General features: G+C 42.9%; 17 protein-coding genes. 9 read left to right on the forward strand and 8 right to left on the reverse strand.

Annotated elements, in window-relative coordinates:
* The first annotated feature begins 368 nt into the window (after positions 1-368).
* Positions 369-1811, forward strand: coding sequence for a cysteine--tRNA ligase (gene cysS, locus B5D77_RS20785; protein ID WP_106909573.1), 1443 nt, complete (start codon positions 369-371; stop codon positions 1809-1811).
* Here cysS and B5D77_RS20790 read toward each other — a convergent pair.
* Positions 1794-3323 (reverse strand): glycine betaine ABC transporter substrate-binding protein, encoded by a 1530-nt coding sequence (locus tag B5D77_RS20790; protein WP_106909574.1) that lies wholly within the window; start codon positions 3321-3323, stop codon positions 1794-1796. The genes cysS and B5D77_RS20790 overlap by 18 nt on opposite strands.
* Positions 3324-3438: 115 nt before the next feature.
* On the opposite strand from B5D77_RS20790, the gene B5D77_RS20795 reads away from it, so the two are divergent.
* Both B5D77_RS20795 and B5D77_RS20800 read left to right on the forward strand, forming a co-directional pair.
* Positions 3439-4443, forward strand: a complete 1005-nt coding sequence (locus tag B5D77_RS20795) for a CHAD domain-containing protein (protein ID WP_106909575.1) — start codon at positions 3439-3441, stop codon at positions 4441-4443.
* A 12-nt stretch (positions 4444-4455) separates the two neighbouring features.
* The gene (locus B5D77_RS20800) at positions 4456-5889 is read left to right on the forward strand and encodes a bifunctional orotidine-5'-phosphate decarboxylase/orotate phosphoribosyltransferase (RefSeq protein ID WP_106909576.1); all 1434 of its coding nucleotides are present in this window, start codon (positions 4456-4458) and stop codon (positions 5887-5889) included.
* Positions 5890-6146: 257 nt separating this feature from the next.
* Here B5D77_RS20800 and B5D77_RS20805 read toward each other — a convergent pair whose 3' ends face one another.
* The 5 genes from B5D77_RS20805 to carA form a co-directional block, all read right to left on the reverse strand.
* Positions 6147-6443, reverse strand: a complete 297-nt coding sequence (locus tag B5D77_RS20805; protein ID WP_008196354.1) for a DUF1816 domain-containing protein — start codon at positions 6441-6443, stop codon at positions 6147-6149.
* A 112-nt stretch (positions 6444-6555) separates the two neighbouring features.
* On the reverse strand, positions 6556-7422 hold the full coding sequence (gene rlmB, locus B5D77_RS20810) for a 23S rRNA (guanosine(2251)-2'-O)-methyltransferase RlmB (RefSeq protein ID WP_008196352.1): 867 nt from the start codon (positions 7420-7422) through the stop codon (positions 6556-6558).
* A gap of 49 nt (positions 7423-7471) precedes the next feature.
* Positions 7472-7888 (reverse strand): Mini-ribonuclease 3, encoded by a 417-nt coding sequence (locus B5D77_RS20815; protein WP_008196350.1) that lies wholly within the window; start codon positions 7886-7888, stop codon positions 7472-7474.
* A 3-nt stretch (positions 7889-7891) separates the two neighbouring features.
* A complete protein-coding gene (locus tag B5D77_RS20820; RefSeq protein ID WP_008196348.1) occupies positions 7892-8242 on the reverse strand; it encodes an STAS domain-containing protein in 351 nt (116 codons plus the stop codon).
* Between the two features lie 74 nt (positions 8243-8316).
* Positions 8317-9465: a glutamine-hydrolyzing carbamoyl-phosphate synthase small subunit gene (gene carA / locus B5D77_RS20825; protein WP_008196345.1), complete on the reverse strand. Its 1149-nt coding sequence runs from the start codon at positions 9463-9465 to the stop codon at positions 8317-8319.
* Positions 9466-9662: 197 nt separating this feature from the next.
* On the opposite strand from carA, the gene B5D77_RS20830 reads away from it, so the two are divergent.
* Together B5D77_RS20830 and B5D77_RS20835 are read left to right on the forward strand one after the other, a co-directional pair.
* Positions 9663-10553: a helix-turn-helix domain-containing protein gene (locus B5D77_RS20830; protein ID WP_008196343.1), complete on the forward strand. Its 891-nt coding sequence runs from the start codon at positions 9663-9665 to the stop codon at positions 10551-10553.
* 563 nt (positions 10554-11116) lie between these two features.
* Positions 11117-11896 carry a pentapeptide repeat-containing protein gene (locus B5D77_RS20835; protein WP_106909577.1) on the forward strand — a complete coding sequence of 260 codons (780 nt, stop codon included), beginning with the start codon at positions 11117-11119 and terminating at the stop codon, positions 11894-11896.
* A gap of 41 nt (positions 11897-11937) precedes the next feature.
* On the opposite strand, the gene B5D77_RS20840 is transcribed toward B5D77_RS20835, so the two are convergent.
* Positions 11938-12465 carry a hypothetical protein gene (locus B5D77_RS20840; RefSeq protein ID WP_008196339.1) on the reverse strand — a complete coding sequence of 176 codons (528 nt, stop codon included), beginning with the start codon at positions 12463-12465 and terminating at the stop codon, positions 11938-11940.
* A 374-nt stretch (positions 12466-12839) separates the two neighbouring features.
* Here B5D77_RS20840 and B5D77_RS20845 point away from each other — a divergent pair, with 374 nt between their 5' ends.
* Genes B5D77_RS20845 through B5D77_RS20860 form a run of 4 tightly spaced genes read left to right on the forward strand, consistent with a single transcriptional unit; the run spans position 12840 to position 15915 of the window.
* On the forward strand, positions 12840-13349 hold the full coding sequence (locus tag B5D77_RS20845) for a hypothetical protein (RefSeq protein ID WP_106909578.1): 510 nt from the start codon (positions 12840-12842) through the stop codon (positions 13347-13349).
* Positions 13350-13393: 44 nt separating this feature from the next.
* Entirely contained in the window at positions 13394-13849 is a 456-nt protein-coding gene (locus B5D77_RS20850; protein ID WP_106909579.1) for a shikimate 5-dehydrogenase, read from the forward strand.
* Between the two features lie 44 nt (positions 13850-13893).
* On the forward strand, positions 13894-14316 hold the full coding sequence (locus B5D77_RS20855) for a shikimate 5-dehydrogenase (protein WP_106909580.1): 423 nt from the start codon (positions 13894-13896) through the stop codon (positions 14314-14316).
* Positions 14317-14373: 57 nt separating this feature from the next.
* Entirely contained in the window at positions 14374-15915 is a 1542-nt protein-coding gene (locus tag B5D77_RS20860) for an RDD family protein (protein WP_008196328.1), read from the forward strand.
* A gap of 48 nt (positions 15916-15963) precedes the next feature.
* Here the strand turns inward: B5D77_RS20860 and B5D77_RS20865 are convergent, their stop codons facing one another.
* Positions 15964-16776 (reverse strand): rhodanese-related sulfurtransferase, encoded by an 813-nt coding sequence (locus tag B5D77_RS20865; protein WP_008196325.1) that lies wholly within the window; start codon positions 16774-16776, stop codon positions 15964-15966.
* Positions 16777-16820 lie beyond the last annotated feature (44 nt).

Genomic DNA, 16820 nt, shown 5'->3' on the forward strand with positions numbered 1-16820 from the left:
CAATAATAGTCCCGATCAAAACAGTCCTAAGCTGTTCGTAATTTAAATTGCTTGTTGAGACGAGGCAAGAGGCAAGAGGCAAAAGTCAACAGTAAAGGGATTGGGGGCGGTTCGGCTAATCTAAGAGTAAGCGGTTTAAATGCGTCTTAGCTTATCTCCTCGAATCTTACCGTCACATCTTTACTAAAACCCTAAAAACCCCTTGACAAAAAACACAGAATATAGTATGGAAATCAGGGAAAGTGGTTAGCGGTCACTGATAACTGATCACTGATAACTGAGATAACTGATAACTGATCACTGATAACTGAAAATAACTGCTATAAAATTGGACTAGCCTTTTTCCCCAGAAAAAAAATTCCCCATCCATGACCTTAATCCTCTACAACACCCTCAGTCGTCGCGAAGAACCCTTTAGCCCCCTCATCCCCGGCATTGTCTCCATGTATTGCTGCGGCATTACCGTCTATGATTATTGCCATTTGGGTCATGCGCGTACCTGTGTGGTTTGGGATGTGGTGCGGCGTTATTTGGAGTATCTCGGTTATAAAGTGCGCTATATTCAGAATTTCACCGATATTGACGATAAAATTCTCAATCGGGCTAAAAATGAACATACCACCATGGCAGCCGTGGCCGAGAAATTTATCGAGGCCTACTTTGAGGATATGGCAAAATTAGGAGTCAGACCGGCGGACGCTTATCCCCGGGCCACTCATACCCTCGACGGCATCAAGCGCCTAGTCTATGAATTAGAACAAAAAGGCTATGCTTACCCCAGCGATGGCGATGTTTACTACTCCGTCCGTCGTTTTTCCGATTATGGCAAACTATCGGGGCGAAAACTCGATGATTTGCAAGCCGGGGCCAGCGGCCGGGTAGAAACCGACGACCCGGAAGCAATTAAAAAACAAGACCCCTTTGATTTTGCCCTCTGGAAGGGGGCAAAACCGGGGGAACCTAGTTGGGATTCTCCCTGGGGCCAAGGTCGTCCGGGGTGGCATATTGAATGTTCGGCCATGGTTAAAGAACAATTGGGAGAAACTATCGACATTCATGTGGGGGGAAGTGATCTAATTTTTCCCCACCACGAAAACGAAATTGCCCAAAGTGAAGCGGCTACGGGTAAACCTCTGGCCCACTATTGGTTACATAATGGCATGGTTAAGGTGGCCGGGGAAAAAATGTCAAAATCCCTCGGTAATTTCATCACTATTCGCGAGTTATTGGCAAAATATGACCCCTTAGCCGTGAGATTATTAATTTTAGGCGCCCAATACCGCAAACCGATCGATTTTTCCGATGAGGGATTGCAGGCGGCCACTAATGGCTGGCATACTTTACAAGAGGGTTTATCCTTTGGTTATAAGCATCTTCAGCAAGATAATCCCGGAATTACCGACCAAGAGCTAGAAAATCGCTTTCAAGAGGCAGTAAATCACGATTTTAACTTTGCCGGTGGTTTAGCGGTGTTATTTGAAATCGCTAAGGAATTACGCAAGGAAGGTAATAATTTAACCCATGCGGGTAAGACGGAGAGCAATCTGGCCCAATTGGCGGTAAAATGGCATACTTTGGTGAAATTGTCTAGGGTTTTGGGCTTAGAAATTGCCGCCGACCAGGGAGAAACCCCTGTTTCTGAGGGAATTAGTGCAGCGGATATCGAAAATCTGATCCAACAACGGACAGAGGCAAAAAAAGCGAAAAATTACGCCGAAAGCGATCGCATTCGCGCGGAATTAAAAGCCCAAGGCATTACTTTAATCGACCAACCCGGGGGAGTGACTAAATGGTTAAGAGAGGGAGACTAGAAATTCTTTGACCACTTCCTCTACTTTGCGATTGCGGCCATCCACCTGATAGTTTAATTTCTGCATAGCTGTGGAGGTAATTTTGCCGGTGAGTTTCGCTAAAACCTGTCGCAATTGCGGATATTTTTGCAAACTATCCCGGTTAAAAATCGGTACCGCTTCGTAGGGAGGAAAATAGCGTTGATCATCTTCTAGGATGACTAAATCTAGCACGGGAATTAAGCCATCGGTGGAATTTCCCGCCACTAAATCCACCTGTTTTTCGGCTAAAGCGCGGTACATTAACCCTAAATCCATCACTTTCGGGGGTCCGGCAAAATTTAGCCCGTAGGTCTTTGCTAATCCCTTGTAACCGTCTTCCCTTTCCAAAAATTCATAACCAAAACCCGCTTGCCAATTGGGGGTATATTTAGCCGCTTGCGAGAGAGTTTTCAGATTGTATTGACTGGCGGTTTCTCCCCGGATAACAATGGCGAAAGTATTCTCGAATCCTAAACTGGGAAAGACTTCTAGATTAAATTTTTCCGGATAAATCTCTTGCAGCTTTTCAGAGACTAATCGGGCATCGTTCAGGGGTTTTTCTCGCAAAATTCCCGTGAAAGCCGTGCCAGAATACTCCACATAACCATCGATTTTACCCGCTTTCACCGCTTCATGACAGATCAGAGTGCCACCGAGATTAAATTGACGCTCAACCCGTAAATTCGTCTCTTTTTCGATCTCCTGTGCCAAAATTTCCCCTAAAATCACCTGTTCGGTAAAATTTTTGGAACCGATCACCACTGTGCCGGGGGATGAATGGAAAATTTGAGTCAAGAGGAAAGATAGCAGGGCTAACCCGATTAAACCTAAGCCCCATTGCCATTTAGAGGGCTTTTTCGGACGTTGCGAAGGGGAAAAGGTCTTTTCTAGCCGACCGAGACTCCAATCGGCAACAAGGGCTAAAAAAGCGGCAGGAATTGCTCCCGCCAAAATTAACTGATTGTTGACCGTGGCAATACCGCGAAAAATAAACACTCCCAAACCACCGCCACCGATGGCGGCTGCGATCGTAGCCACACCGATAGCAATCACCGTGGCAATTCTCACTCCTGCCAAAATTGTCGCCCTGGCCAGGGGTAATTCGATATAGCGCAGGATTTGACCGTCGGTCATGCCTAGGGATAACCCCGCTAATTTTAATTCGGGATCAACTTTTTTGATGCCCAGATAGGTATTTAAAACAATTGGCAGTAAGGTATAGAGAGTTAGGGCAACAATAGCGGGAATTTTGCCGATTCCTCCCAAAAAAGGCACGGAAATTAAAAAACCAAATAGGGCTAAACTGGGGATAGTCTGTAGGGTGTTAACGATCGCTATAATTGGTTGAGCGAGAATAGCTTGACGACTAATTAAAATACCTAGAGGAATCCCGATTAAGCTACCCATAGCCATGGCTATTCCCGTCAAGAAAAGATGCTCTCCGGTGCGAAAAGCGATTTCCCCCGCATAATCTAGCCAAAAACTATCCATAAACTTCTCTTAAAGCTGCTGCTTCATCCTATTGTGTAGAATGAATGGGATCCATTAGTTCCAGTCTTTATTTAAAGATTATATCATCATCTTGACATTCCCTTGCTAAAGACAAATGACTAACAAATTTAATCCTCGGGCTAAAACTGTTGCCGATTGGGCCTATATCGGTATTGATAAACATTTTCATAAAGTTCTTAGACACGAAGGTGGGGTTTTACTCGATCAGGATACGGAAGAATTACATCAAATTCGTGTGGGAATGCGTCGTCTTCGCAGTACCTTAACCGGTTTTGCCCCCGCTTTAACCATGCCGAAATATGCCGATCAAAAACGGGTGGGTAATCTGGGCAGAATTTTAGGAGAATTGCGGGATTTAGATGTGTTAAAAGAGGCTTTTATCGGTCATTATCAACCAATTTTACCCCCGAAAGAACAGGAATTACTGAAGAAAGTTTTAGAAGTTCTCGAAAGCAGAAGAAAGAAGGCTTTTGCTAAGGTAGAAAAGCTGTTAAAGTCCGATAAATTTCTCGATTTTAAGGCAGATTTTGCCCGTTGGTTGGATAATCCCACCTATCAACCGATTGGAAAATTAGATATTGCCACAGTTTTACCAGACTTATTATTACCGCAAGCGAGTCGCTTTTTACTCCATGAAGGCTGGTTAATTGGGGTAAATTTAGAGGAAGATCAAAAAGTAGGAGAGTTTTCTAGTCAAGAAATTGATGACTTATTGGAAAAAGAAGGATTATTGCTGCACGATCTCCGCAAAGAAGCCAAGCGTTCCCGCTATAATATGGAGTTATTTACTCAGTTTTATGGCGACAAATATCAAGAGTATCTAGAGGATATTAAAAACCTTCAAGGTATTCTCGGAGAAATGCAGGATTGTTGTGTTCTCTCGGCTTTTCTTAGCCAAATTTTTCCCAATTGTCTTGCCAAGGAAATGCCCACTTTACTAGAAATTTTCCGAAATATCCGTCACCAAAAATGGCAAGAATGGCAACCACTACAAAAGAAATTCCTTGACGCTGACACCAGAAAAAGTCTGCACGAGACAATTTTACAGCCTATTTTTCGACCAAATAGTGTAAAATCAGGAACTAATCCAGAATCCTGAGATTAGGAACCGATGAATTTTTTTCAAAAGTTAAACCACGCCATTAGTCAAAACCAGACTCTACTTGTCCTCGGTTTAGATGCTAACCCCGAAATGATGCCCTCCACCCCGGGAGAATTAATCGTTAATTTAGAACAGTGGCTCAAGTTTATTATCGATGAAACTGCCCCTTTTGTCTGTGCCTACAAACCAACTTTAGGCTTTTATCAAGCTTTGGGAGCGGCAGGGTTAGAATTATTACAGCGAATTTTAACGGCAATTCCCCCTCATATCCCGGTAATTTTGGATGCTAAACACGGCGATATTAACACTAGCAGTGTTTTAGCCGAGACTATCTTTAAAACTTGGCAGGTGGACGCGGTTACTCTCAATCCCTACTCTGGACAGGATCACGTTGCTCCTTTTTTAGTTTACCCCGATCATGGCGCTTTTATCCTCTGTCATACTTCCAATCAAGGCGCGATTAATCTGCAAGAATTCCCCAGTCGCGACAATCCTTTTTATCTGCAAGTTGTCAAAGAAGCTTGCACTTGGGGAACTCCCGAACAAGTATTTTTAGAAGTGGGAACCACTCAACCGGAGATATTGAAAAAGATTCGCAATTTTGCCCCCGAAAGATTGATTTTATTACGCAGTATTTGGGAAGACAAAAGTAAATTCTCCGAGTTAATTACTGTGGGTTTAAATAGTCATGGCGAGGGTTTATTAATTCCTGTACCCCAAGACTTTTTATCTCAACCCGATTTGGGGGCAAAAGTGAAGGATTTACGCGAGGAAGTCAACAAAATTAAACAAAATCACCAGCAAGAATCAAGCCAAGATGAGACTTGGACTGCTAACGTTTGTCTTTTAAAACAACATCCTCATCAGGATTTAATTCTACAATTATTTGATATTGGCTGCTTGATGTTTGGCGATTATGTGCAAGCATCGGGAGAAACTTTTTCCTATTATATTGATCTGAGAAAAATTATCTCTAATCCTAATATTTTTCAGCAGGTAATTGAAGCCTATGGAGAAATATTAAAAACCTTGACATTTGACCGCATTGCTGGCATACCCTACGGTTCTTTACCCACAGCTACGGGTTTATCTTTATTATTAAATCATCCGATGATTTTCCCCCGCAAAGAAGTAAAAGCTCACGGCACAAGAAGAGTAATTGAAGGTAATTTTCAAGTGGGGGAAACTGTGGTAGTGGTGGACGATATTTTAATTTCTGGCAAAAGTGCGATCGAGGGGGCAGAAAAGATTAAATCGGCGGGATTATTAGTTAATGATATCGTGGTTTTTATCGACCATGGTGGCCCTGTTAAAGATAAACTTCGTAGCCATGGTTATCAACCTTATTCGGTTTTAACCCTAGCAGAAATTACCGATACTCTCTACGAAGCGGGAAGACTGACAGAAGCAGAATATAGCTGTTTTTTAAATCGCTCCCATTGATATTTAGCCATCAGTTATCAGTTATCAGTTACCAGTTACCAGTTACCAGTAGGAAAATAGAATATTAAGTGAGCAGTATTACGGTCTTTATCCTCAAGAGGAAGTTTAACCTAATTCGGTATTCATCCTGACTCCCAAAAACGAAAACTTCCTATCTCAGCCTTAAGATAACTGCCATAAGTAGCAGCCTTATGCTGTTTTTTCACTGTTTACTGATGACTGATGACTGATCACTGATTACCGATCACTGAAAATTGTTAAGAAACTTGACTGCGTAAGACCTTTAGGGTATTCAGGAGCTTGCTTTCTTCTTTTTCCTCAAAAATAGTTAAATCTTTCGGTTTACAACGTTTTATATGCAATTTAATCCCCTGCGCTCCTTCCGTTTTCAAATCCTCTTCGTAACCAGCTTGAGCGACCACAGCCTCGTCTTTAGCGAGAAAAGGACCGAAATAATAAGTACATCTGGGATAGTCGGTTTTAATCTCGACCCAGTAGGCTAATCCGAACCTTTCTAGTAAGCTAATCAAAAATTCTTTCATTTCGTTCCCCATCTAAATCTACTCTGGTGGTTTTGTTACGTTTGTTTACATTTCGCAAACTTCCTTCCTATTTTATTTATACTTTCTCCTTTTGGCTATTGGGAGTGTCGAAAAATACAGATTTTCAGTCGGGGGAATTTTGCCAGCGTTGCCGGTAAACCTCGTAAAGAGCCATAGCCGCCGCCACCGAAGCATTGAGACTGGGGGTTTTGCCTGGCAAGGGGATAGATACCAACTCATCGCAGGACTTTTGGGTTAACAGACTCAAACCCTCTCCCTCCGAACCTATGACCAATCCTATCGCACCCGTTAAATTGATTGTGTGTAAGGATTTACCACTTTTTGCCGCCGTGCCGTAGAGCCAAAAACCGGCCGCTTTTAATTCCTCTAAAGCACGATTGAGATTGACCACCCTGGCGACGGGTAAATATTCCAAGGCCCCTGCTGCCACTTTCATCACCGTCGATGTCACCCCAGCGGCGCGACGTTGGGGAATAACTACCCCCTGACAACCCATGGCCTCAGCGGTGCGAATAATTGCCCCAAGGTTATGGGGATCCGTGATCCCTTCAGCGATGACGATGACGGGGTGGCGACTTTTGCCCTTAGCTTTTTCGATCAGATCGGCTAATTCGATATAATCATAGGGGGACATTTGGGCGGCGATCCCCTGATGATTGGCCTTACTGGTAATCTGATCGAGACGCAGATCGTCCACCTCATCAATTACCGTGCCGTTGGCTTTGGCCTTTTCCAAGAGGGTATGATAACGGGGATCATAACGGAGTCGATTGACCACCCAAATCCGATTCAGTTGGCGCTCCTCCTCCATGGCCGTTAAAACCACCCGGCGACCGTAGAGCAGATCATCAGCTTCTTGGTTTTCTGGAGTTACTGCCGGGGATTTAGTCAGAATTGGCCCGGTTTTTGGCCGCGAGGGCCGGCGAAAATTACGATTATCGGACTTGCTAGGAAATGGTCGATCGCTCATGGTTGCATGGATTAATAATAGTAAGGCAGTCTGAAATCGTCCCTGAGGGCTATAATTCTAGTTTTTCTAATAGTTGATGTAATCTTGAGGGGTCTTGCAGATAAAGATAGCCAAACAGGGTTTCTAAACTGCTGGCCTGCTGATAGACTTGGGCTGTCAGACGACGGCGTTTTCCCGTGACCGCATTGCGTCCCCGGCGCAGAATTTCTTTTTCTTGGTCCGTCAGATAGGGCTGCAGTTGTGCTAAATCTAAAGCCTGTTGTTCGGCCCTGACCTTGCCTACCACCTGAGCGTGATAGTCCCCCAGACGCTGGGGCGGCAGTAAATAATAGGTGCGGATGTATAATTCATAAACAGCATCCCCCAGATAGGCCAGAGAAGCGGGCGATAATCGGTCAAGACCCTCTAGGATTGGTGAACCCTGGCCACTGACCTGTAAGCGAATTTTTTCGAGAGGAGATTCCACGATTTACGCTTTTTCTAGATATTTGATCGCCGCCTCTAGGGTGGGTTGCAGGGAAAAAAACTTCTCCAATCGCACCAGTTTTACGGTTTGAGTTACCCGGGGATTGGTAACAATTTGTAAACTGCCCCCTTCAGTTTTGGCCTTTTTCACCAATTTTACCAAAGCTCCTAAACCGGAGCTATCGATAAAATCAATCTGAGCGAGGCTAATAATCACATCCTTAGGGCCTTCCTCCACATAGCCTTCGATCACCTTACAAAAAGTCGGTTCGGAAAAGGCATCTAAAAGACCCGTCAAACGGAAAATTTGGTACTTATCTTTGACCTCACGGGTGCCTCGCAAGCTGACGGTCAAGTTAACTGCTTCTGGAATAATCGCCTCCTAGCCCTAGGGCTGTAAAAATCAAAACCCTAGTATATCCTAAAAATTTACGACCGATCCTTTTTTGCTTGCCGCATTAAATCGACAAATTTGCCAAACAGATAATCGGCATCGTGGGGGCCGGGACTGGCCTCGGGGTGGTATTGTACCGAGAAAAAGGGCAAGGACTTATGTTTTAATCCCGCTACGGTGCGATCATTGAGGTTGAGATGGGTAATCTCCACTTGCGGATTTAAAGAGCCTTCCTGCACGGCAAAACCGTGATTCTGACTGGTAATTTCCACCTGTTGCTGGAGTCCACAGGGTTGATTTAACCCGCGATGGCCAAATTTCAGTTTAAAGGTTTCTGCTCCTAGGGATAGGCCTAAAATTTGATGACCCATACAGATGCCAAAAGTGGGTTTTTCCCCTTGCAAAAGTTGCTTGGCTAGGGCAATCCCTTCGGTGACAGCCGCCGGATCTCCCGGTCCGTTAGAAAAGAAAATACCATCGGGATTATATTCGGCGATTTTTTCCGGGGGAGTGTCAGCGGGAACCACGATCACCCGACAACCGTAGCTGGCTAAACGCCGGAGAATATTGCGTTTGATGCCAAAATCGATCGCCACCACCGTTAACGGTTCTTGCTCACTATCAATGGGCGCAAATTCCCAAGCGGAGGGGGTGGGAGTTGTCCACTCGTACACTTCCTTGGTGGTTACTTCTTTGACGAGATTTAACCCCGCCATACTGGGGGCTGCCTGCACCAGCCGCAGTAAATCATGATAATCGAGTATTTCCGTAGAAATTGCCCCATTCATCGCCCCAACCGAGCGAATTTTGCGGGTCAGGGAGCGGGTATCGATGCCATAGATGCCAATAACATGATGAGCGGCCAGATAATCCGGTAGGGATTGGCTAGAACGCCAATTACTGGGCCGGTGGCAGATATTTTTGGCGATCGCTCCTTTCACCTGGGGACGAATTGACTCCTCATCCTCGGAGTTAACCCCCGTATTTCCCAATTCCGGATAGGTAAAAGTGACGATTTGACCGGCATAACTGGGATCGGTGAGGACTTCCTGATAACCGGTCATCCCTGTGTTAAAGACAACTTCGCCGACGGTGGTTCCCTTGGCTCCGAAGGAATAACCCTCGTAAACCGTACCATCGGCCAGAACTAATAAGGCTTTTTGACTAGCAGCACTGGATATCATCGTCAATTTTTTAATCTTGAGTAGTGGTGAGAAACAGAAGTCAAGGATAGACTAGAACAGGGACTAGAAAACGAATTGCTTAGTTTTAATTGGCTAGAGCGTTTTATGATTAAGAGTACATCCGCTCAAGGACAATAGTTCCCCCTGACTAGCCATCGGCAAGATCCTATCGCTTAAAAAATAACTATATAAGTAATATGAGTCCAAGAAAACTGACTGATGCCACGAAAAAAGAAATTCTTAAGCTTTATCGGGAAACGGAGGCCACCACTTCCACGTTAGCCGAGCGTTATGGCGTGAGTAGTTCTACGGTCAGTCGTTTTCTCAAAAATTCTTTTTCTAGCGAGGAATACGAGCAATTAATCCAGAAAAAACGCTTGGCCCGCAATGGTCGTGGCCTCGAAGATGAGGGAGCAGCGGCGGATTTACCAGAAGAAGCGAGCGAGGTGATTAGTTTTCGGGCAGCGCGCATCGCAGCTAAGGATGAGCAGGATTTTGAGCAACCGATCGCTTCTGTGGAACAATTAAGCCTGTTAATGGATACCTCTTACCCGCCGGAAGGAGATAATTCGGAATATATAGAAATTAATGGCGATAAACCACTAGAAGACGCTAATTTAACCGAGTTTTTCGTCGAAGCTATCGAGGAAGAGGAGGAGGAAGATGATCTGGACGAGGATTGGGATGAAGAGGAGGATAAAGATGAAGAGGAGGAGGAGGAGGAGGAGGAGGAACTAGCGGGCAGCTATTTAGGCCCGACTATCGTTAAAACCGCCCAACTACAGATCTTACCCCTCTCGGCGGCGGCTTTTCCCAAAACCTGTTACTTGGTGATTGATCGCGCTGCTGAATTAATCACCCGTCCCCTCAAGGATTTTGCTGAATTGGGTAAGGTTCCCCCTCAGGAAATCCAGCAGCGCACTCTCCCCATCTTTGAAAGTCATCGCATCGCTCGCCGTTTCTCCAAGCGCAAGGAAAAAGTGATTAAAGTTCCCGACGGTCGCCTGATCGAAAAAGCTCACGCTCAACTGGAAGCTAAAGGGATCACCCGTCTGCTCATGGATGGTCGTATCTACGCTTTAGAGTAGGGAATTAGACGATTAGCAGCGGTTGGGAGATGGGGGAAGTGGGGAAGTGGGGAAGTGGGGAAGTGGGGGAATGGGGGAATGGGGAAATGGGGAAGTGGGGGAATTTCAACTAAAACCCTAAAACCCTAACACCCTAAAACCCTAACACCCTAACACCCCCCGCAACGCGCACGCAGTGACCACCCTATCTCCTGCCTCCTGCCTCGGAGCCTCCTGTCTCCTAACCCCACCAACAAACTTTTTGCCACAAACCCTAAATATAATCGAGTTTAAACAATAGATAAGTTTTTTAACAAGAGTAGTGTTAGATACTAATTACCCGATGGACTGGGGTAGAATTGGAAAAACCAGTCCAACTGTTTTAGCCAAGCTACTTAACTATGATGAAAATTAACTTGCTGTTCGGGTTATCTTCCCTTAAAAAATCGATAAAAAACTTTACATAAACTCAAAGGAGACCCTCGTAAATTTCTCATCTAAAAGCGGAGTGAGTTATCGGACAAAGTTTTTAGGTGCTTTTGTTGATTACTTCTTAACCACCATCTTAAAGTAGAAGAAGGGAGATGAAAGTTAATCAGTTACTAAGACTCTACGAACAAGGAGAGCGGGATTTTTTAGGCATTGACTTGATGAGTCTAGATCTACAACAAGTGACTCTAATCGCTGTCAATTTTGCGGCGGCCAATTTGCGCGGAACTAATTTGAGTCGCTCTTTTTTGACTAAATCAAATCTGCGGGGAGCGAGTTTGAATTGGGCGAATTTAACCTATGCCAAATTAAGTCAAGCGCAATTAGTGGAAGCGGACTTAACCAAAGCCAATCTCACCGGGGCCTTTATGGTACAGGCAAACCTGCGTAACTCGCGATTAAGTGGGGCGGATCTTTCCCATGCTAATCTCCGGGGGGCGAATTTATGCGGGGCAAATTTATGCGGGGCGAATTTATACTTAGTTAATCTCTTGGAGGCAAACCTAGATAAAGTCAATCTCAATTGGGCCAATTTGCAGGAAGCGCGGTTAAGTGGGGCTAAATGCCGTCAGATTTCCGCAAGGGAAGCCAATTTTAGGGGCTCTTTTCTGAAAGAGGTGGACTTTCAAGGGGCCAATTTAGAAAGGGCTAATTTTAGTGAGGCACGTCTGACGGGTAGTGATTTACGCGGTGCCAATTTAGCGGGTGCTAATCTAGCGGGAGCGCGTTTACAAGAGGTAAATCTACAGGGAGCGGACTTGAGGGGTGCTAACTTGACGGGGACTTGTTTTGAGAGTGTCACTGGTTGGACAGAAATCGTCCAAGAAGATGATATTTTTCCCCTAGACTGGTTTCAGCCCCGTTTTGCCACTTAAAAGTCAATATATCCGCCGAAAGCCCCTGCTTTTCCTATCAATTAACGATTAGCTGGAGTGGTTAATCTTTGGTTAGGAATGGGGATTGGGGGAGCATTATTCGGCTCATCCTCGAAGGGTAAAGTAGGGGGAGGAGGAGGAGTGGTAGCGCCGGGAGACGCTGCTGGAGATGGACTGGGATTAACGGCAGCGGGGGGACTTTTCGGAGTGACGACGGGTGCGGGAGAGCTAAAACCGAGGAGAGCTTTGCCAAAGGGAAAAACATTTCTCCAGCGTTGAATATTGGGATGACCAAACCAATCTTGACGGGACACCTTCACCGAGAGCAAAGGTGCGATCGCACCTGATTTTTCGGCCGTTATTAATAAATCAATTTTATCAAGACCCTTTTGTTGATTAAAACGACTGATGATAGTTTTCTCTGCCAATTGCGATGCTCTAGTTAATAATCCTTCGTAGGATTCTCCCCGTTTAACTGCGATAGGAAGATTAACAGTGGATTGAGCAAAAACTACATCAACGGCAACAATTCCCGTCAGCAGCGTTAAAACAGTAATAGACTTGTACATAGGACAGACGGTTAAACAGATACTCCCTGGCTAGGATCGGCAGCTTCCCTCTCAGAGTTCCCCGATCGCCTTCTTAAATTACCATGATCGATCTCTGGCCACAATTGCCAATTTTCCGGTAGCAAAATCGCCCTTGGCTCCTAGCAATGGGCAATAGGAGAATGATTAGGGCTGGCTGAATAAATCTAAAAACTTTGTTGGATAATATCTTTAGGCTTTTTTGAAATCAAAAAGTGCCAGCCATTGGAGTGGTCAGAGGAAAAATTCAGGGACTTGTTCCCTGAACATGGGTAAAGCCCCAGACCCACACCAAAGAAAAACTTTTTTAGTATAACCTAATTATATTTGGCTATATCGACCCGAGGGTTTTAATTATGACACAAACTGGCGAAACCGTTACCTATTCTCTCGAATCTGTCCTGAAAGAAATTAAAGATAGCATTAAAGAGGTTAATCAGAAAATTGACTTTCTCCAAAGAGATGTTAATCAAAAATTTGACATTCTCCAAAGAGATGTTAATCAGAAAATCGACACTCTCCAAAGAGATATGGGTCAAAAATTTGACAGTCTCCAAAAAGATGTTAATCAAAAATTTGACAGTCTCCAAAAAGACGTTAATCAAAAATTTGACAGTCTCCAAAAAGACGTTAATGATTTAAAGGTGGAAGTCACAGAAATCAAGGGAGATATTAAAACTCTTGATCAGAAGGTCGAAACAATGGATAAACGACTAGAAAAAGTTGAAGATAGTTATGCAATCCTAGTTAAAGATATTGCTGACTTGAAAGGGTTTAAATCCCTGATTATCCCCATGGTTGTGGCTTTTTTAAGTGCCGTGGTAACTTTGGGATTGCGTGGCTTTTTTCTTGGCAATAAACCTTAAATTTTCATGGCAAAAAAGTAATTATCTGCAAGAGGGTTTTAACTATGACACAAACTGGCGAAACCGTTACCTATTCTCTGGAATCTGTCCTGACAAGGATCGAGAGTAAAATCGACATTCTCCAAAAAGATGTTAATCAAAAATTTGACATTCTCCAAAGAGATGTTAATCAGAAAATCGACACTCTCCAAAGAGATATGGATCAAAAATTTGACAGTCTCCAAAAAGATGTTAATCAAAAATTTGACAGTCTTCAAAAAGACGTTAATGATTTAAAGGTGGAAGTCACAGAAATCAAGGGAGATATTAAAACTCTTGATCAGAAAGTCGAAACAATGGATAAACGACTAGAAAAAGTTGAAGATAGTTATGCAATCCTAGTTAAAGATATTGCTGACTTGAAAGGGTTTAAATCCCTGATTATCCCCATGGTTGTGGCTTTTTTAAGTGCCGTGGTAACTTTGGGATTGCGTGGCTTTTTTCTTGGCAATAAACCTTAAATTTTCATGGCAAAAAAGTAATTATCTGCAAGAGGTTTTTAACTATGACACAAACTGGCGAAACCGTTACCTATTCTCTGGAATCTGTCCTGACAAGGATCGAGAGTAAAATCGACATTCTCCAAAGAGATGTTAATCAGAAAATCGACACTCTCCAAAGAGATATGGATCAAAAATTTGACAGTCTCCAAAAAGACGTTAATCAAAAATTTGACAGTCTCCAAAAAGACGTTAATGATTTAAAGGTGGAAGTCACAGAAATCAAGGGAGATATTAAAACTCTTGATCAGAAAGTCGAAACAATGGATAAACGACTAGAAAAAGTTGAAGATAGTTATGCAATCCTAGTTAAAGATATTGCTGACTTGAAAGGTTTTAAATCCCTGATTATCCCCATGGTTGTGGCTTTTTTAAGTGCCGTGGTAACTTTGGGATTGCGTGGCTTTTTTCTTGGCAATAAACCTTAAATATATCTGGTAATATTGTCATCATCAAGTTTATTTTGTACTCTACCAATAAAATCTATGAGTTTTTGTATTAATCCCCATTGTCCTAAACCGAAAAGTATCAAGGAGAGTCGTTACTGTCAATCCTGTGGTTCCGACTTGCTTTTAAATGGTAAATATCGAGTCACAAATTTATTGAGTGCCAAAGGTGGATTTGGTAATACCTATGAAGTGATAGATGAACATAAAATAACCAAAGTATTAAAAGTTCTTACCTACGATTCCAGCAAAGCTATTGATTTATTTCAACAGGAAGCCAATCTTTTAAAACAATTAAATCACCCCGGTATTCCCAAAGGAGAAAACTATTTTATTTATCATCCCCGGGAGAGTCAAACTGCTTTACACTGTTTAGTTATGGAGAAAATTGCTGGTATTGACTTAGAAGAACATCAAAAACAAAGAGGATTTAAACCGATTGATTATCATCTCGCTTTGGATTGGTTAACTCAGTTAGCTAATATTCTCCACGAGGTTCATAAACATAAATTCTATCATCGCGACATCAAACCCTCTAATATTATTTTAAAACCCGATGGTCAATTAGTTTTAATTGATTTTGGAGCGGCGCGACAGGTGACTAAAACCGTCCTAGCAGGAGGCAAAAATACAGGAATTTACACCCCTGGATATGCTCCTCCTGAACAATCTCGTGGTCACTCTGTTCCCCAATCAGACTTTTATGCTTTGGGCAAAACTTTCGTCTTTTTGTTAACCGGTAAAGAACCCAGTGACCCAAAAATTTATAATATCAATACCAATGAATTTAACTGGCGTAAATATGCCCCAAATATCCCTTCTAGATTAGCAGATTTTATCGATAATTTAATGGCAGAAAAGCCTATTGATCGACCTAAAGACACCAAAACTTTGCTAAAAATTATTACCGATATTAAAGCTAATCCCCAGCAAAACAAAAAAACTAAAAATTCTCCTCCCGAAAAAACTCAAGTTATTCTTATTCGGAATTCTGTATCTATTCCCGATTTACTTTCTTCCAGTTATGCTGGGTTTTGGCTCCGTTTAAAAGCTTCTTTAATTGATTCTTTTATCGTTATTATTATCGCCGCTTTATTGGGTGGTTACATCTGTTTTCGCTTACAACAATGGGCAACTTTTCAAGATTTAAATCTTAATTTTGATATTCCCAAAGAAATCTGGGTTTATTATGCCGCGGGATTAAGTGCAGCTGGAACAACAATTATCGGTTTTGCCTTATTTATAGCAGCAATTATCTATAATATTCAAGCCAAAATTAACTTTACTCACGAACATATTGCCATCCTGACCGCTCTTGGTTTAGGAATAGTTATTAAATGGTTATATTATGTTTTCTTAGAATATCTTTTTAAAGCCACTATTGGTAAAATGTTTTTTGATTTATCCGTCACCGATAGCCAAGGCCGACGCATATCTTTTGCAAGAGCCAATCGCCGCTACTTACTAAAATTTATCTCCACTGCTCCCTTATATTTGGGCTTTTTACTGGCAGCCTGGACAAAGAAAAAACGCGCCCTTCATGACATGATTTCTGGTACACAAATCCGCAAAAAACAGTAACCAGAACCTAGAAAAGTAGGGGGAGGGGAGTGGGACGATATGATAAAATCAACTACAATAGGGACAAGATATTCCCGCTCGGTAATTGGGGGATTGTTGATCTTTTTCATCGATGGGATGACCGCAAGCGGGACACATTTCATAATGTCCTACCTCTAAATTAGCTGTTAGGGCCACTCTTTGATCGAAAACAAAACATTCTCCTTGCCAAAGACTCTGATCGGGACTAACTTCGTCTAAGTATTTCAAAATACCTCCCTCTAGCTGATAAACTTGAGAAAAGCCTTGATTTAATAAAAAAGCTGCTGCCTTTTCACAGCGAATTCCTCCCGTACAAAAAAGAGCTATTTTTTTATTGTTAATACTATCAAAATTGTCGTGAATATACTCAGGAAATTGGCGAAAATGCCGGATTTCTGGGTTAAGCGCTCCTGCAAAAGTACCGATCGCCACTTCATAATTATTCCGAGTATCGATCACTACCACGTCCGGCTCTTTCAGTAATTGGTTCCACTGTTCAGCTTTGAGATGAATTCCTGTTTTTTCGAGAGGATTAGCCTTGGGTTGACCGAAAGTTACAATTTCCTTTTTTAAGCGAATTTTTAAGCGTTGAAAGGGCAAATAATCACAAACAGACTCTTTCACCTCTAGATGAGCTAAACGAGTATCGGTTTTTAACCAACTAATCACCTCGGCGATCGCTTGACGGTTCCCAGCGATCGTTGCGTTAATTCCCTCGGCTGCCAGAAGAATAGTTCCTTTAATTCCTCTTTCTTGGCAGTATTTTTGTATTTCTGGCTGTTTTTGACGATAATCTGACAAAGCCACAAACTGGTAAAAAGTGGCGACTAGATAAGACATGGCAGGCAAGGGAAAAATTAACTTGTAATATTTTTCACTATAGG

Source organism: Microcystis sp. MC19, from assembly GCF_003019735.1.
Taxonomy (GTDB): domain Bacteria; phylum Cyanobacteriota; class Cyanobacteriia; order Cyanobacteriales; family Microcystaceae; genus Microcystis.

Coding starts and splice junctions, on each gene's coding strand:
- rlmB (WP_008196352.1), bottom strand. CDS start 7,422: ATGAGCGATCGACCATTTCCTAGCAAGTCCGATAATCGTAATTTTCGC.
- B5D77_RS20805 (WP_008196354.1), bottom strand. CDS start 6,443: ATGGGGAACGAAATGAAAGAATTTTTGATTAGCTTACTAGAAAGGTTC.
- cysS (WP_106909573.1), top strand. CDS start 369: ATGACCTTAATCCTCTACAACACCCTCAGTCGTCGCGAAGAACCCTTT.
- B5D77_RS20855 (WP_106909580.1), top strand. CDS start 13,894: ATGACACAAACTGGCGAAACCGTTACCTATTCTCTGGAATCTGTCCTG.
- carA (WP_008196345.1), bottom strand. CDS start 9,465: ATGATATCCAGTGCTGCTAGTCAAAAAGCCTTATTAGTTCTGGCCGAT.
- B5D77_RS20800 (WP_106909576.1), top strand. CDS start 4,456: ATGAATTTTTTTCAAAAGTTAAACCACGCCATTAGTCAAAACCAGACT.
- B5D77_RS20835 (WP_106909577.1), top strand. CDS start 11,117: ATGAAAGTTAATCAGTTACTAAGACTCTACGAACAAGGAGAGCGGGAT.
- B5D77_RS20850 (WP_106909579.1), top strand. CDS start 13,394: ATGACACAAACTGGCGAAACCGTTACCTATTCTCTGGAATCTGTCCTG.
- B5D77_RS20790 (WP_106909574.1), bottom strand. CDS start 3,323: ATGGATAGTTTTTGGCTAGATTATGCGGGGGAAATCGCTTTTCGCACC.
- B5D77_RS20865 (WP_008196325.1), bottom strand. CDS start 16,776: ATGTCTTATCTAGTCGCCACTTTTTACCAGTTTGTGGCTTTGTCAGAT.
- B5D77_RS20860 (WP_008196328.1), top strand. CDS start 14,374: ATGAGTTTTTGTATTAATCCCCATTGTCCTAAACCGAAAAGTATCAAG.
- B5D77_RS20830 (WP_008196343.1), top strand. CDS start 9,663: ATGAGTCCAAGAAAACTGACTGATGCCACGAAAAAAGAAATTCTTAAG.
- B5D77_RS20795 (WP_106909575.1), top strand. CDS start 3,439: ATGACTAACAAATTTAATCCTCGGGCTAAAACTGTTGCCGATTGGGCC.
- B5D77_RS20840 (WP_008196339.1), bottom strand. CDS start 12,465: ATGTACAAGTCTATTACTGTTTTAACGCTGCTGACGGGAATTGTTGCC.
- B5D77_RS20845 (WP_106909578.1), top strand. CDS start 12,840: ATGACACAAACTGGCGAAACCGTTACCTATTCTCTCGAATCTGTCCTG.